Below are 15640 nucleotides of genomic sequence, written 5' to 3'. Positions count from 1 at the left end.
CGCAAACGGCCCCGGCCGCGCGGTCTCATACACACGCAGCCAGGGCCGAACACTCATATGGGGAACGGCGCACGAGGCACCCGCAGGGACGGCACCCTCCCTATCCCTATCGATCGAACTCCGCGAGAGCCTCGCCCAACAGATCGAGACCCTTTTTGAGCACGTCCGGCTGGGCGCAGTACCCCAAACGGGCACCACAAGGCAGCTCGAAGCGGCTGCCAGGGACAAGCAAGACGCCGCGCTCCTCGAGCAGACGCAAGCAGAACGCCTCATCGTCCTCGGGGATATCCAGTCGGATGAACGATGTCGACACGCCCTTGGGAGCGACCCAGCTCACACGGGGCTGAGAATTAATCCACGACTGGGCGATCTCGCGATTGCCGAACACGATCTCACGGTTGCGGTCGAGGATCTTGTCGCGATGGCGCAGCACGTAGGTCGCGAGTTCATCGTTGAACACACCTCCGCAAATCATGGTGTAATCGCGATAGGTGCGAATGGCGTCCGAGACCTCATCATCGGCGATCACCCAGCCGCAGCGGGCGGCGGGCACCGAATAGGTCTTGGACACGGAATTGGTGACGATCGCGCGATCGTACACATCGGTCATCGACTTGAATCCCTCGGTGTTCTCGAGCGGCAGATACACCTCGTCGCACAGGACGTAGGCACCCACGCTGTCGGCGATCTCCGCAATCTGCTCGAGCATCTTGGCGTCGAGCACCGCACCCACCGGATTGGAGGCGTTGTTGATGCAGATGAGGCGCGTGTTGGGGCGGACCAGCTCGCGCAGCTCGTCGATGTCGGGCATCCAGCCGAGCTCCTCGTGAATCTGCCAATACTCGACCTCGGCGCCAAGCGTGCGCGGGATCTCGTAAAGCGGGGCGTAGGTGGGCCATTCGGCGATCACATGGTCGCCGGGACGCACCACCGCCATGAGCGCGTTCAAGTTCGCACCGGTGCATCCGTTCGTCTGAAGAATGTTCCGATGCTCGACCTTGCGGTCATAGAGCTTGGCGACCTCGTCCTTGAACTCGGGCGAGCCCTCAATCCAACCGTAGTTCATCTTCTGCGCATCGAGCATCTCGTAAAACGAGGCGCCCTCCTGACCGTCGAGCGCGCGCAGCTCCCCCATGGTAAGCGACGAGATGGTCGACTGGGCGATATCCCAGGTCGCGTCCATCTCGTGGACGTTCAGCCAATCCTCGACTCCGATAACCGGAATATCCATAGCAGGCTCCTTTTTTCTCAACTCATGAACCCATGCACCCATACGGGCCCGTACCGCCGCCGTCGACGGCGCGGTCGGGGCGTCGACGCGAAAGTGCATCCGCCCCGACCTGCAAGGGCCCGCTAAAAAACGGGAATGATGCCGGCGGCCGTCAGCGGGATCGACACGACGGCGAGCACGGCGAACACGGCGATGAAAATCCAATCGCGCTTGGTCAGGCTCTCCCCCGCCTCCTGACGGGCCTTCTTATAGAAGAAGAAGCCGGGAAGGTAGCCAAGGCAGGCAAGCAGGAGGAAACCCCAACCTGTCATGAGAACGCCCACGACCTGGAAGGCAAGTGCGATGACGCCGAATGCCATCTGCATGGGCTCGTTGCGCTCGCGGGAGAGCTTGATCTGGTACGCCGCGGCATAGGCCCACGTAATGGCGATGGTAACCGTGCACATGGAGATGGCGAAGGTGTACGCATCGGCGGCGAACGTCGCCACGATAATGAAGACCTCGGTGAGGACGCCGACGATGAGCAGGGCCATCTGCGGCGCTCCCTTCGCATTCATCTTGTTCCAAGACGCGGGCAGCAGGTGATGCTCGCTCATCATCGAGGAGGTCTCGGCCGGAAGCATGGTGAAGGAAAGCCAGGAACCGCAAACGGAGATGATGATGGCCCAGGAAATGAAGGCGCCGCCCCAACCGGGAGCCATGTACTCGAAGACGGAGATGGTGGCGGGCTTGGGAGCCGCGATGAGGTCGGCGTAATCCATGACGCCGTAGGGAATGATGGAGGCGCCGATGTAGAGGGCGAGCAGTACGCCGAGACCGAGAACGGTGGCGCTGCCGACCTCGCTGCGGCGACGAGCGCGACCGGACATGACGGAAGCACCCTCGACACCGATAAACGCCCACATGAGGATCAGGACGCACTGGACGATCTGGTTGGCAACGCCGCCGAGGCCGGTGCCATTGGCGGCAAGCACAGTGGCATTGCGCTCGACAGTACCCCAGAAATCAGCGGTGAACAGGCCCGCGTTGAAACTGAAGGTGGCAAAGGCAATGAACACGAGAATGGACGCGATCTTCACGACCATCACGACGGCGTTGAGGAACGCAGCGCTCTCGACACCGCGGATGACCAGGAACGTGATGGCCCACAAAACGAGCGAGACGATGATGACGCCGCCGACGGCGGGATTACCGGTCACGGGATCGGAGAAGACGCCGGGCAGAAGGCCACCCAGGCAGTAATCGCTGCCGAGTACCTGCGCGACCATCGTGCCGAAGCCGACGTTGCCGAGCCAGGCGGACAGCCAATAGCCCCAACCGGAGACGAATCCGTGGAACGGACCGAAGCCCTCCTCGGCGTACGCGCAGATACCGTCAAGGTCGGGTCGCTTGGCACCCACATTGGAAATGGACAACGCCAGGAACAGGAAGCCGGCGCCGCAAATGAGCCAAGCGAGCAGAGCCGCACCGGGCGAGGCGACATTGGCGAGCTGGCCGGTCAGGGCAAAAACGCCCGAACCGATGCAGGACGAGACGACGAGGCCGATCAGGCCAAAGTAACCGACACCGTTCGGGTTGTCGACATGCGTGTCATGAGACATAAGTACCCCAATTATTAGACACAGCGGGAGCGTTCCCGCAACTTATAAGGACATGTGTAGCCGTTTTTTAGATCGGTAAAGAAGTGCCCCCCTCCGCGCACGGATACGGAAGGGGGCTGAAAGGTAGGTCGCAACCGGGACGCCTAATGCCGAGCCGGCTGGACGACTCAAAAACAGCGGGGCGTCATTTCGAAAACACCGATAGACGCCCGGACCGCGTTGCGCCTGGAAGGCGCTTAGATCATGACGCAGGCGATGGTCAGGATGACCGCGCAGACGATGGTCAGCACCACGATGAGCTTGAGGGCGAACTTGAGCCAGGTCGTCCACTCAACCTTGGCCAGGGCGAGACCGCCCATGATGGCGCCGGAGGTGGGGGTGAACAGGTTCACGACACCGATGGCGGCGGAGAAGATCATAACCATGACCTCAGGAGCGAAACCGAGCTCAGCGGCCAGGGGCCCCATGATGGGCATGGACACGGTGGCCATACCGGAGGTCGAAGGAATGAGGAAGGACAGGCCGAAGTAGACCAGGAAGCTCATGGGGGCGAAGATCACACCGGACAGGCCGGCGAGCGCGTTGGCGGCAGCGTCGAGGACGTAGACGTCGAGGCCGGTGGCAGCCATGAGGACGGAGATACCACGGGCGAGGGCGATGATCAGAACGACGGACATCATGTCGGCGGCGCCGGTGATGAAGGTGTCGACGATCTTCTTCTCAGACAGGCCACCCACGATACCGATGACGATGGCCATCACGAAGAACCACGTGGAGGCCTCATCGAAGTACCACTGGCCGATGGGCAGACCGGTGATGACGGCGGACCAAGCCTGGGTGATGACGTTGCCCTCGGCATCGTACACGCCGTTGTCGAAGAAGCCAGCCACGCCGGCGTTAAGGTCGGCGAGCGGGATGAAGCCAACGATCATGACTGCGAAGGTGAAGGTGAAGATGCCCAGGACGGCCTTCTGGCGACCAGTGAGCTTGACGTCCTTGGTGACCTCAGCGGCGGCAGCGCCGTGGGCCTCCTCGGCGTCCTTGAGCTCCTGCATGGACAGGATGGTAGAACCCTTGTCAGCCTTGACCTTCTTGGCGTAGTTCATCACGAAAGCGATGGAGATCAGGGTGGTCACAGCCCACAGAACGAGGCCGAGGCCGATGATGATGGTCTGGTTGACCTCGATGCCGACGCCGGTGAGGGCATCAACGGCGGCACCGACGGCGAACGGGTTGACCGTGGAGCCAAGGCAGCCGCAGCCAGCGCCGAGCAGGACGGTGGCGGCGCCGACCAGCGGGTCAAAGCCGGCGGCCATCATGGTGGCAGCGAGCAGGGCGTAGAACGGCACGGTCTCCTCGCACATACCATAGGTGGTACCACCGAGGGAGAAGATGAGCATCAGGACGGGGACCAGCATGATCTCGCGGCCATGGAGCTTCTTGACCAGAACGGCAATACCGTTATCCAGGGCGCCGGTCTCGGTCATCATGCCGAGGAAGCCGCCGAGAATCATAACGAACAGGCAGACGGGCAGAGCGTCTGCGAAGCCCTTCACCGGGGCGGTGAAGAAGTCGCTCGGACGAGCAGCGGTAACGGCGCCGCCGGACGTACCGGAAATGACGACGGTGATAACCGCAACGATAGCCAACAGGAGCAGAAGAATGGTGAACGATGAAGGCATGCCGCGCTTTTTCTTAGCGGTCTCAGTCATTGTTCTCATCCCCCCTTCTTTAACACGTGTCATTGATCTTGCTTACGCGGCCTTTCCGTGCCGTGCGCACCGCATGGGCAAGATTGTTACCAAGGAGCCGCTCGGAGCGCGCAGCGATGCGCTCCGAGCGGACCGACAAATCGCTCCTACTTGAGCGTGGCGTACATAATCGCCTTGATGGTGTGCATGCGGTTCTCGGCCTCGTCGAAGACCTTGGACTGCTTGGACTCGAAGACGGCGTCCTCGACCTCCATCTCGGTGACACCGAACTTCTCGGCGATGTCCTTGCCGATGGTGGTGTTGGTGTCGTGGAAGGCCGGCAGGCAGTGCAGGAAGATCGCAGAAGGATCGGCCATGGCCATGAGCTCGGTGGTGACGCGGTAGTCCTGGAGCTGGTTGATGCGCTCGGTCCAGACCTCGTCGGGCTCGCCCATGGAGACCCAAACGTCGGTGTAGATGACGTGAGCACCGGTGCAGGCGTCCTTCACGTCGGAGGTCAGCTTAATGGTGCAGCCGTTCTCCTCGGCGATGGGCTTGCAGGCCTCGATGACGTCGTCAGCGGGCATGCACTCCTGCGGGCCGCAGGCCACGAAGTTCATGCCGAGCTTGGCGCAAACGACCATGAGGGAGCGAGCGACGTTGTTCTTGCAGTCGCCCATGAAGACGAGGGTCTTGCCCTTGATGTCGTAGTTGAAGTTCTCCTGAACGGTCAGGATGTCGGCGAGCATCTGGGTGGGGTGCCACAGGTCGGTCAGGCCGTTCCACACCGGAACGCCGGACTTGGCGGCGAGCTCCTCGACGTCCTCCTGGTCGAAGCCACGGAACTCGATGCCGTCATACATACGGCCGAGAACGCGGGCGGTGTCCTCGATGGACTCCTTCTTGCCCATCTGGGACGAACCGGGATCGAGGTAGGTGACGCCCATGCCGAGGTCCATGGCGCCAACCTCGAAGGCGCAGCGGGTGCGCGTGGAGGTCTTCTGGAACAGCAGGACGATATTCTTGCCCTCGAGGTAACGGTGCGGGGTGCCCGCGCGCTTGAGGTCCTTGAAGTTCTTGGAGAGCTTCAGCATGTACTCGATCTCCTCGGTGGTGAAGTCGAGGAGGCGCAGGAAGCTGCGACCGGAGAGATTAACGCCCATGTGGGCTCCTTTCATACATATGAATAGGTCATGCGGATGCCCAATGCACCCGCATCGAAGTACGACGGCGCACCGGAGCCGATGCGCCGCCGAAGAAGATGCTTAGAGATCCTCGCGCCAGAAAGGCATGCTCATGCAGCGCGGGCCGCCACGGCCACGGGACAGCTCAGCGGAGGGAACGACCAGGAGATCCAGGCCCTCCTTGTAGAGCACGTCGTTGGTGACGGTGTTGCGGGCGTACACGCAGATCTTGCCGGGGGCAACAGCCAGCGTGTTGGAACCGTCGTTCCACTGCTCGCGAGCAGCAGCGATCGGGTCGCCGCCACCGCAGGGGATCAGCTTGATCTGATCAACGCCGGTAGCATCCTCGAGGATGTGTTCGAGCGTGTCGACCATTTCCTTGATGTTGACCTCGCCGGGGTTATTGCCCGGGGTCAGCTCGTACACCTTGAGGGTGCCCATGATGGCCGGGTGGATAGTGAACTTATCCACGTCGATCTGGGTGAAGACGGTGTCGAGGTGCATCATGGCGCGGTTGTTCGGGATGTCGAAGGCGAGGATGCGATCGACCTTGGAGTCGCTGTTCCAGAAGATGTTCTGGGCCATGACGTCGATGGCGGCAGCCTGGGTGCGCTGGGAGATGCCCACGGCCAGGGTGTGCTCGTTGATGTTGAGCACGTCGCCACCTTCGGTGTGGTAAGCGGCGTCACGGCGGAAGTACAGGGAGACGTCCTTGTAGTCCGGGTGATACTTGAAGATGTACTTGCCGTACAGGGTCTCGCGGTTGCGGGTGACGGAGTACATACGGTTCAGGCAAACGCCGTTGCCGACGACCGCGAACGGGTCACGGGTGAAGTACAGGTTGGGCATCGGGTCGATGATGAGATCGGACTCGGACTCGGTGTTGACCAGGGAGTCAAGCGTGGTGGAGCTCACGAGCGGCATCTCGATCTCGGCCTTGGTGAGACCGGCCATCGTCTTCTGGACGAACTCGAGGTTATCCTTGATGGAATCGAGCTTCTCGCGGACGACCCTGGGCATCTCCTGGCCCTTGATGCCGGCCTCGGCGATGTACTGATCCAGGAACTCCTGGCGTGCATCGGGGTTCAGGTCGAAGACCTCGGCAACGAGCTTCTCAAGATAGAGAACCTCGACACCCTGGTCGCGCAGGATCTGGGCAAAGGTGTCGTGCTCCTCCTGAGCAACCTCGAGGAAAGGAACGTCGTCAAAGAGCAGGCGCTCCAGCTCGAACGGCGGCAGATTCAGAAGCTCCTCGCCGGGCCTGTGCAGGCAGACCTTTTTGAGCTGTCCGATTTCGCTCGGGACATGCAAGCCTTTCGTCATTGCCTCCTACCTTTCTTTTCTGGAACCGCATGTGCGATTCCGGTTCAAGCCCCTCGCGGGGCTCCGTTCAACAGTTACCGTTATATCCAAATTTCAGAGAGGGATACACGAGAACGCCAAACGGACGATATTGAGGAGTGAACGGTATATCTCGATCAATCTCCCAGTTGGCTGCTTTTATCTAATAAAGCGTTTTACGTGCGTAAATATCGTTCCTGGCGGAGTTTACCATGAGGGATAAATGAATAAGAACATACTCAATATTGCATATTTTCGTACTTGTTCTGCATATTGGGAAGTAGCTGGCCTGGGATTTTGCACTGGTAATCAATATGCAGTGCCTGAAAAGATTTATTCAGAATTCTTCTCATAGGGACCGTTTAGCCGCCGAATCCTACCGTCCGCCCCACCCGCGTGTCATCGGCCTGACGATCGCGACGGCCGCGCATGCAACGGACATGAGACATCCTGTGGCCCCGATGAAGGGCATAATGCCCGAAATCGACCTGAACGGCATGTGCTTGATGCGTTACACGACCTTTGCACGCCAGAAGAATCCCCGCTTCCGCTATCATGGGTAAGATTGACGCTCAAAGCGTCCCTGTGTTCGATTCGTCTGCAACGGTGGTGCCCTACTTATGGAGCAAGCGATGCCATACATATATGTGGCTGCCGCGGCCTTCATCGCCACGTACCTGTGCGTGCCGCTCACCAAGCGGCTGGCGCACCGACTCGGCGCGATCGACTACCCCTCTAAGCGCCGCATCAACACCAAGCCCATCCCCCGTCTGGGCGGGCTCGCCATGTTCGCAGGACTCTGCGTCGCGCTCATCGTCGAGATAGCGGGCATCAAAATCTTGGGTTGGCCCCCCATCCTCATCCCCCACCCCAGCATGAGCATCAGCTACCCGGTCCTGGGCCTGTCCTTCCTCGTGATCGTGATCACGGGCGCCGTCGACGACGTGCACTCGCTCAGCCCGCGCAGCAAGCTCCTCGGACAGATCCTCTCCGCCTGCATCGCCGCCGCCGGCGGCCTGCTCATCGGCCGCGTGGTCAATCCGTTCGCCCCGGGCACCTATATCGAGCTCGGCCTCATCGCCTACCCCATCACCGTCATCTATCTCGTGGCCTTCACGAACATCATCAACCTCATCGATGGTCTGGACGGCCTGGCCGCCGGCATTTCGGGCATCGCGTCGCTTTCCATGTTCTCGTTCGCCGTGCTCTCCGGCCGCCTCGACGCAGCCGCGCTGTCCATCGCGCTGTTCGGCGCCTGCCTCGCCTTTTTGCGCTACAACTTCTACCCCGCGTCGATTTTCATGGGCGACTCCGGCTCGCTGCTTCTCGGCTTTGGACTGGGGACCATCTCGCTTCTCAACGTGAGCCGCACCGCCGCGCTCACCTCCCTCATCATCCCGCTCATCGTGGCCGGCGTGCCCATCCTCGACACGCTCTCGGCGATCGTCCGTCGCAAGCGCGCCCACGTGAGCATCGGCCAGGCGGACACGGGCCACATCCACCACCGTCTCATACGTGAGGGCTACGACCAGCGTCAGGCGGTGCTGCTCATCTACGCATGGTGCCTGCTCCTGTCGCTCGGCGCCGTGGTGATCAACCAGGTGAGCGTGGGCTGGCGCGTCGCCATCTTCCTGGTCCTGCTCGCCTGCTCCGCGCTGTTCGCCACCAGGCTCCATCTGTTCGAACCCGTCCTGCGCCATCACTACAACCCCAAGACGCAGCAGGACGAGATCGTGACCCCCGACGACCCGGCCTTTGCCGCCGAGGAACGAGCCGCAGCTGAGATGCGAGAAGAGCGCCTCGAGCACCTCATCCCCGGAAAATCGCCCAAGAGCACCGATTCCCACAAGTAGACGAACGGCATCGCCCGAGCGCACATGCCTCGTGGCACGCACGACCAGCAAAGGAGAAGTCATGCCCAACGAGCTCAGCTACGAGGTCAGCCTCGAACGCAGCAATCAAATCCGCGCCGACCTGCCGCAGCACCCCGAGAAGTACACCATGCTCACCGGCGATCGCCCCACCGGCCGCCTGCACCTGGGCCACTACTTTGGCACCCTCAAGAGCCGCGTCGAGTTGCAGGAGCTGGGTGTTCACACCAACGTGCTCATCGCCGACTACCAGGTCATTACCGACCGCGACAGCACGGACAACATCCAGGACAACGTCTACAACATGGTCATCGACTACCTGGCATGCGGCCTGGACCCCGACAAGACCATGATTTACACGCACTCCGCGGTTCCCGCTTGCAACCAGCTCATGCTGCCGTTCCTCTCCCTCGTCTCCGAGGCCCTGCTCCAGCGCAACCCCACGGTCAAGGCGGAGATGGAGGCCAGCGGGCACGAGCTCACCGGCCTGCTCCTTACCTACCCCGTGCACCAGGCCTGCGACATCCTGTTCTGCAAGGGCAACGTCGTGCCCGTCGGTCGTGACCAGCTGCCCCACATCGAACTCACCCGTACCATCGCCCGCAAGTTCAACAACCGCTACGGCAACGTCTTCCCCGAGGTCGACGCTTTGCTGTCCGATACTCCGCTGCTCCCCGGCCTCGACGGCCGCAAGATGAGCAAGTCCTACGGCAACGCCATCAACATCTCGATGACCGCCGAGGAGACCGCGAAGCGCATCAAGAAGAGCCAGACCGACGGCGAGCGCATGATCACGTTCGACCCCGAGGCGCGCCCCGGCGTGTCCGGCCTGCTCTCCACCGCCGCCATCTGCACCGGCCGCTCCGAGGTCGAGATCGCCGAGGAGATCGGCATGGGCGGCTCCGGCGCGCTCAAGAAGTACGTCACCGAGAGCGTGAACAACTATTTCGCCCCCATCCGCGCCCGCCGCGAGGAGCTCGTCCAGGACATGGACTACGTCAAGGACGTCCTGCGCGAGGGCAATCGCCGCGCCAACGAGGTCGCCGAGGCGACGCTCGCCGAGGTGCGCGAAGCCATGGGAATGGTGTACTAAGCCATCCGCCCCGCACACGCGCGGCGGCACGCGAATGGGCCATCTTCACGTGCCCGCGCTTTCGACATAGCCAGGTCTTACGAGGTGGGTGATAATAAGCCCGCCTCGTTTTTTACGTTGTATGGGGGATTGCATGTACCGACTTGTTGCCAGCGATATGGATGAGACGTTTCTCGATGCCGACCACGCCATCCCGGCGTCCAACCTCCGGGCACTCAAACGCATGAGGGAGCTCGGCGTGCTGTTCGTCCCTTCGAGCGGGCGATGGTATTCCTCTATCATGGACAACTTCTCGGGGGAGGCCCGCGAGCTGATCGAAGACGGCTATGTGCTCTCCTATAACGGCGGCTTCATCAACCGCGTGGGAGACCCCACCCCGCTCACCACCTGCGGCCTTTCCAACGAATGCGCGAACGCGATCTATGCAAAGGGGCTCGAACTCGGACTCTGCATGCACGTCAACGTTGCCGACGGCCACGTGTTCGTGAATGACGCGCCCGCACGGGAGCGCGACTATCTGGAATCGATCACCGGGGTCACTCATTTTCGCGGATCTGACCATCCCGACCTCTCATTCCTCGAAGGCCGTGGCATCGTGAAGATCCTATATGTCGACTGGGACTTCGATGCGCTGCAGGAATTGGGCCGCGAACTCGCGCCCATGGCCAAGCGCCTCGGCGTTGACATCACCTTCTCCTCCAAGCGCTACCTCGAGCTCATGCCCGCAGGCGTTGACAAAGGGACGGGACTCGCACGCCTTGCCGATATGCTGGGAATCCCGATGTCCGAGGTCATCGCCGTTGGCGATTCCGCAAACGACCTCTCCATGATCAAAGCGGCGGGGCTGGGAGTCGGCGTGGCGAATGTCACCGACGACGTGCGGCCGTATTGCGATGTCATCCTTGAAACGGCCGGGACCGACGGCGCCTTCTCCGAGCTCGTCGAGCGATTCCTCGAGCCCTAACGCCCGCATGACGCCGCGTCTTTCTATTTGTAACCCTTGGTTAACTTGTGGAGAGGCTATGTGCTCGTCGGTCTACGACTTGGGTCTCATAGAATTAGCTATAGTTAACTCAACGAAGGCACAGGCGAATTAAAGACCTTCGACACGAACGTTGCGCCTTCCCTCCCCTCGCGCAACACCTCTTTGGAAAGGCGCCCCGCACATGTGGGGCGCCTTTCTTGACTACAATGGCGGTATCGATCGAAAGTGAGGATGGCATGGCGGACCGGAACACCGACGGATTCTTCAACCGCGTATACAACATGGTGCGCCAGGTACCCTGCGGCATGGTTGCCACGTATGGTCAGATCGCCAAGCTCGTTGGTGAGCCCCGTCGAGCTCGATATGTGGGATACGCCCTGCACGTCAATCCGGAACCCGGGGACATACCTTGTCACCGCATCGTATTCGCGGACGGGCGCCTGGCGGAGGGTTTCGCCTTCGGCGGACCCGAGGTGCAGCGCGCATTGCTCGAGGATGAAGGCGTTGCCTTCCTCGCCAATGGGCATGTCGACCTGCAGGCCTCTCGCTGGCCCGCAGGCCTGGTATGACAAGGGGCGCCGACAGCGCCCCTTCCCGTATTTGAAACTATGACAGGCAACCCAATCAGACGGTCGCCTCGAGCGCATCCTCTGCACGGTCGACCGTGCTTCTGACCTTGGCGCCCTGTTTGAACCACAAGCGCAGGTCCTCGAGGGTGCTGCCCGTTGCATACACCTTGATTTTGCGACCGCCCTTCGTAGTCACCGTGCAGCGGTCGCCGCTCTCGCTGTCCTCGTGCGCCGTGACCTTCTTGAGGTAATCGCGGCGGAACGCCACGACGCGGGCGTTGCTGATCTCGATGAACCAATCGTCGTCAACGAGCGAAGTGCCCGTGGCACCCCGGCTTGTCATCTCCTCGGCAAAGGAGAAACCGAGTTCGCGTTCCTGCCTGCCGATCTCGTAGATACCACGAGCGGGCATGCTGAGCATGAGCAGGGGCAGGAGTCCCCCTATGAACAGGAAGAGGAACGGGACGAGCAAGAGCAAGCGGGCTCCGGCATCGGTGAAAACAGCCATGAAGGCGATCACGAGCGAGAAGACGAGTGCCATGCCGTTGAAAACAATCGTCAACGGCTTGATGGCAGACCAACACAGGCCCGCCTTGGTCATGGGGCCGTCGACAGCGTCCGAGATCTCGATGCCCTCTTCCTCCAGACGGGCGAGGAGATTGAGCGAGCACACCCCCTCAAGGCTTATCGAGCAGAACTTTCGATCGCCCTCGAACAGGTCGATCCTCATCATCTGCGTGTGAAGCGTTGCACGGGCGATGTTGCCGAACGTCGACTCCCTGCGGACGCCAAAGGCGTTACGCGAGAGAATTCGCTCACCGTCCACGTCGATGCGCGGGATGCTCAGCAGGGCCCAGATGGCCATGCCCGCAAGTGCCATGGCGTGGCCGAACCACACAAGCTCGTGGTCCCACTCGCCCAGCGAAACGCCCTGCCAGACGTAAACACCCAACATGAGCAGCTCGAACGCGACCGCGCAGCAGGCGATGATCGTGCGGATGGCAGCGGGCATGCGCACCGTGAAGCGATCGAGGCTGTCCGTCGCCTCACTGCGCTCGCGCGCACCGCGACGGGCGACCCATGCAGTGAGCGGACCGACGATGAAGACCACCATCGCCACGCGCAGGAACGATTCGAGCATGTCGCCCATATTAACCACCATCCCAGTAGAAAACGTGAATTTGGGAGACTATAGCAGAGCGAAGCGATCTGCACGGCATCGTCCGGGTGTTTTCGGCATACGGTGGAAACCAGCGGCAGCATCTCGAACGCTCGCCGACTCGATGATGGCCATGGACTCGACGCCGCGAGAATAAGCGGCCAACGGCGCCCTCGCGGGCACGCCGTCGGCCGTCCTTCGCATCGCAACGACCATGCTAGCCGCTTGGGGCGGGTCGCCCATCCAAAAGCGCTACCCGATCTTCCTGATGCTCGGTATCGTCCAGGTGATACCCGCAAGGATCACCATCGCAGCGCCGATGAGCACGAAGCACGCGCTCACGCCGATGGCGTCGGCGAACAGGGTCGACGCGACGAGCCCCACGGGCATGGCCCAGCTGCAAACCGCCCCGTAAAGGCCGAAGACGCGCCCCATGCACTCGGGATCGATGCGCTCCTGCATGAGCGCCATCTGCGGGGCGCTGTACAGCGGACTCGACAGCCCCATCGCGAACGTGAGGCCCAAAAACACGACGAGGGCCGAGGGCGGCACGAGACCGCTCGCGAGCGTGGCCGCGCCGAAGAGCGCGATTGCGAGCGCGCACGAGAGCGCGTGGTTCCTGAGGCCGCCCGTCACCCCAATCCAGCCGCTCGCCGCGATCATTCCGACCGAGAACGCGATCTCGGCGATAGCCGACTGCGTGGTGGTGCCGCCGAAATGGTCGAACACCATGAGCGGGAACAGCGCGGAGATAGGCGAGAACAGCACGGAGAACGCAAATCCGATCCAGAGCATGGCGAACAGCCCGCGATGGCGCTTGAGCTCGCGGTAACCGTCGGCCGTCTCCGAGAGGAACGCCCGCACCGCACGGCGCGACGCCTCGGCGTTCTCCTCGAGTGCATGGCGCTCGGGCACTGGCGTCTTTATACCGGAGACCGCGACCGCGATGCTCGCGAGCACCGCGCCGGCGACATCGAGCGCGATCATGAAGGTCAGGCCGAACGCCGGATAGATGACTGCCGCGATTGCGTTGCCGATGATGTAGCTGCCCGACTGCATGAACTGGAGCATGCCCGCCAGCTTTCCGAGCGCCTCGGGCGGGGCCATAAGCGGCGTGAGCGCGTTGAACGCAGGCGTGTGGAGCGTGCTACCTAGGGCGCGAACGAACAGCACCGCCGCCACGGCAGTGACGGAGAGATCGCCGCGTAGCGATCCGAAGACGAGCGTGAGACTCACGGCGGCTATGAAGAGGTCCGCGCCGATCATGAGCCGCTTGATGGACGTGCGGTCCACGATGGTGCCCGCGAAGGCGCCGAGGAGCGCCATGGGCAAGAAGGCCGCCAGGCTCACGAACGACAGGGCGCTCGCGGAGCCGGTGGTGAGGGTGACGTGCCAGATGAGGCCCATCTGCAAGATGGAGCTCGTGAGCACGGAGAAGAACTCGCCGATCCAGACGATGGCGAGCGAGCGCTTCCAGGAAGCGCGGGGATTCGGTTGTGTCATGGAATAATCCTTTGTTGCGATCGGTGATATGCAGCGAAGTACCGGTCGCTCACGCGACCGTGGCTAGAGCCAAATCCTCATGGAAGCGAGCATGATACAGCTCCCCTTTCCTAAATCCAGGTGCACCTTCAGTCGTGAGTAGGAGCTATTCTAGGGACTTGCCGGCAAAGATGCAACAGAGCGGCCGCGGCGGAGCACAGAAGTGCGCGCGCAGGCACCGATTCTTCTTGACTTGGTCTCAATGTGATATCACAATGCAATCAGCAGCCGCACGGACTGCTCGGGGATTCGCCTCCTCCCCATCGCAATCTGGAGGCGGCGCCGGGGCCGTCACGCAAACGCCGGCGCAGTCGTGAAAGGAACTCGCATGAGCGTGGAAAAGCAACTCAAGGCCACGTCGGGCTATGGCATGCTCGCCGCCGTCATCGCGGCGCTGCTCGCCATCGTCGGCCTCTTCATCTGGAGCGTCGCGGGGCTAGCCGGAACGCCGGACGGCGTCGACGCGCCGGCCGCCTACGGCTGGGGCATGGGCATCAGCATCACGGCGTTCTGCTTTTGGTTCCTGCCGCTCAACGGCTTCTTCTCGCTGCAGCCCGGCCAGGCGCGCGTGTGCATCCTCTTCGGCAAGTACGTGGGCACCGTGCGCGACGAGGGCTTTTTCTGGGCGAACCCGTTCTTTAGCAAGAACATGGGTGTGAGCGACGCCTCCGAGGACGCCATGGCCGCAGCCGCCGTAAAGGCAAGTCTTTCCCTGAGCGAGAGCGTCAAGGCGGCGGGCAACGCCGCCAAGGGCCTGTCCACCACCATCTCCACCCGCGTGCGCACCCTGAACGGCGAGCGCCTGAAGGTCAACGACAAGATGGGCAACCCCATCGAGATCGCCACCGTCGTGGTGTGGCACGTGGCCGACACCGCCAAGGCCCTGTTCGACGTGGACGACTACCTGAGCTACGTGGCCATGCAGGCCGAGACGGCGCTCCGCCACGTGGCCAGCGTGTACGCCTACGACCACCTGGAGGACGAGTCCGACGCCGCCGGCGCCATCACCCTGCGCGCCAACGTTGAGGAGGTCTCCGAGGCCCTGCGCCGCGAACTCGCCTCACGCCTGGCTCCCGCCGGCGTGGAGGTGGACGACGCCCGTCTCACGCACCTCGCCTACTCCCCCGAGATCGCCCAGGCGATGCTGCGCCGTCAACAAGCGGAGGCCGTCATCGCCGCGCGCAAGAAGATCGTCGAGGGCGCCGTCTCCATGGTCGACATGGCCGTCAAGGAGATGGCAGCGGGCGGCACCATCGAGCTGGACGACGAGCGCAAGGCGCAGATGGCCAGCAACCTCATGGTGGTGCTCTGCGGTGAATCCGAGGCGCACCCGGTCCTGAACGCAGGTTCCCTGTACTAACCACGCAACCTCA

12 protein-coding genes are annotated in these 15640 nt (G+C 62.2%); 5 read left to right on the top strand and 7 right to left on the bottom strand.

Features of this window, described 5'->3' with window-relative positions:
• Nucleotides 1-106: 106 nt before the first annotated feature.
• The 5 genes from COLINT_RS00760 to arcA all read right to left on the bottom strand — a co-directional run bounded on the left by COLINT_RS00760 (nt 107) and on the right by arcA (nt 7030).
• Nucleotides 107-1231, bottom strand: a complete 1125-nt coding sequence (locus COLINT_RS00760; RefSeq protein ID WP_039910206.1) for an aminotransferase — start codon at nt 1229-1231, stop codon at nt 107-109.
• A gap of 122 nt (nt 1232-1353) precedes the next feature.
• A complete protein-coding gene (locus COLINT_RS00755) occupies nt 1354-2832 on the bottom strand; it encodes an amino acid permease (protein ID WP_006722382.1) in 1479 nt (492 codons plus the stop codon).
• Nucleotides 2833-3068: 236 nt separating this feature from the next.
• The gene (locus COLINT_RS00750; RefSeq protein WP_006722381.1) at nt 3069-4553 is read right to left on the bottom strand and encodes a YfcC family protein; all 1485 of its coding nucleotides are present in this window, start codon (nt 4551-4553) and stop codon (nt 3069-3071) included.
• A gap of 137 nt (nt 4554-4690) precedes the next feature.
• Nucleotides 4691-5686, bottom strand: a complete 996-nt coding sequence (gene argF, locus COLINT_RS00745; protein WP_039910204.1) for an ornithine carbamoyltransferase — start codon at nt 5684-5686, stop codon at nt 4691-4693.
• Nucleotides 5687-5788: 102 nt separating this feature from the next.
• Nucleotides 5789-7030 (bottom strand): arginine deiminase, encoded by a 1242-nt coding sequence (arcA, locus tag COLINT_RS00740; RefSeq protein WP_006722378.1) that lies wholly within the window; start codon nt 7028-7030, stop codon nt 5789-5791.
• 638 nt (nt 7031-7668) lie between these two features.
• Between arcA and COLINT_RS00735 the strand changes: the two genes are divergently transcribed.
• From COLINT_RS00735 to COLINT_RS00720, 4 genes are all read left to right on the top strand, one after another.
• A complete protein-coding gene (locus COLINT_RS00735; RefSeq protein ID WP_006722374.1) occupies nt 7669-8901 on the top strand; it encodes a glycosyltransferase family 4 protein in 1233 nt (410 codons plus the stop codon).
• A gap of 61 nt (nt 8902-8962) precedes the next feature.
• Complete coding sequence (gene trpS / locus COLINT_RS00730; protein WP_006722373.1) at nt 8963-10012, top strand: tryptophan--tRNA ligase; 1050 nt, start codon at nt 8963-8965, stop codon at nt 10010-10012.
• 133 nt (nt 10013-10145) lie between these two features.
• The gene (locus COLINT_RS00725; RefSeq protein WP_039910203.1) at nt 10146-10976 is read left to right on the top strand and encodes an HAD-IIB family hydrolase; all 831 of its coding nucleotides are present in this window, start codon (nt 10146-10148) and stop codon (nt 10974-10976) included.
• Between the two features lie 257 nt (nt 10977-11233).
• Nucleotides 11234-11566 carry an MGMT family protein gene (locus tag COLINT_RS00720; protein WP_039910453.1) on the top strand — a complete coding sequence of 111 codons (333 nt, stop codon included), beginning with the start codon at nt 11234-11236 and terminating at the stop codon, nt 11564-11566.
• Nucleotides 11567-11621: 55 nt separating this feature from the next.
• On the opposite strand, the gene COLINT_RS00715 is transcribed toward COLINT_RS00720, so the two are convergent.
• On the bottom strand, nt 11622-12716 hold the full coding sequence (locus tag COLINT_RS00715; protein WP_039910202.1) for a hypothetical protein: 1095 nt from the start codon (nt 12714-12716) through the stop codon (nt 11622-11624).
• Nucleotides 12717-12977: 261 nt separating this feature from the next.
• The gene (locus COLINT_RS00710) at nt 12978-14228 is read right to left on the bottom strand and encodes an MFS transporter (RefSeq protein ID WP_039910201.1); all 1251 of its coding nucleotides are present in this window, start codon (nt 14226-14228) and stop codon (nt 12978-12980) included.
• A 367-nt stretch (nt 14229-14595) separates the two neighbouring features.
• On the opposite strand from COLINT_RS00710, the gene COLINT_RS00705 reads away from it, so the two are divergent.
• Nucleotides 14596-15627, top strand: a complete 1032-nt coding sequence (locus COLINT_RS00705; RefSeq protein WP_006722366.1) for an SPFH domain-containing protein — start codon at nt 14596-14598, stop codon at nt 15625-15627.
• Nucleotides 15628-15640 lie beyond the last annotated feature (13 nt).

This window comes from Collinsella intestinalis DSM 13280 (genome assembly GCF_000156175.1).
GTDB classification, from domain to species: domain Bacteria; phylum Actinomycetota; class Coriobacteriia; order Coriobacteriales; family Coriobacteriaceae; genus Collinsella; species Collinsella intestinalis.
The sequence above is the reverse complement of the archived record's forward strand: the minus strand, read 5'-3'. Positions and strand labels throughout refer to the sequence as shown.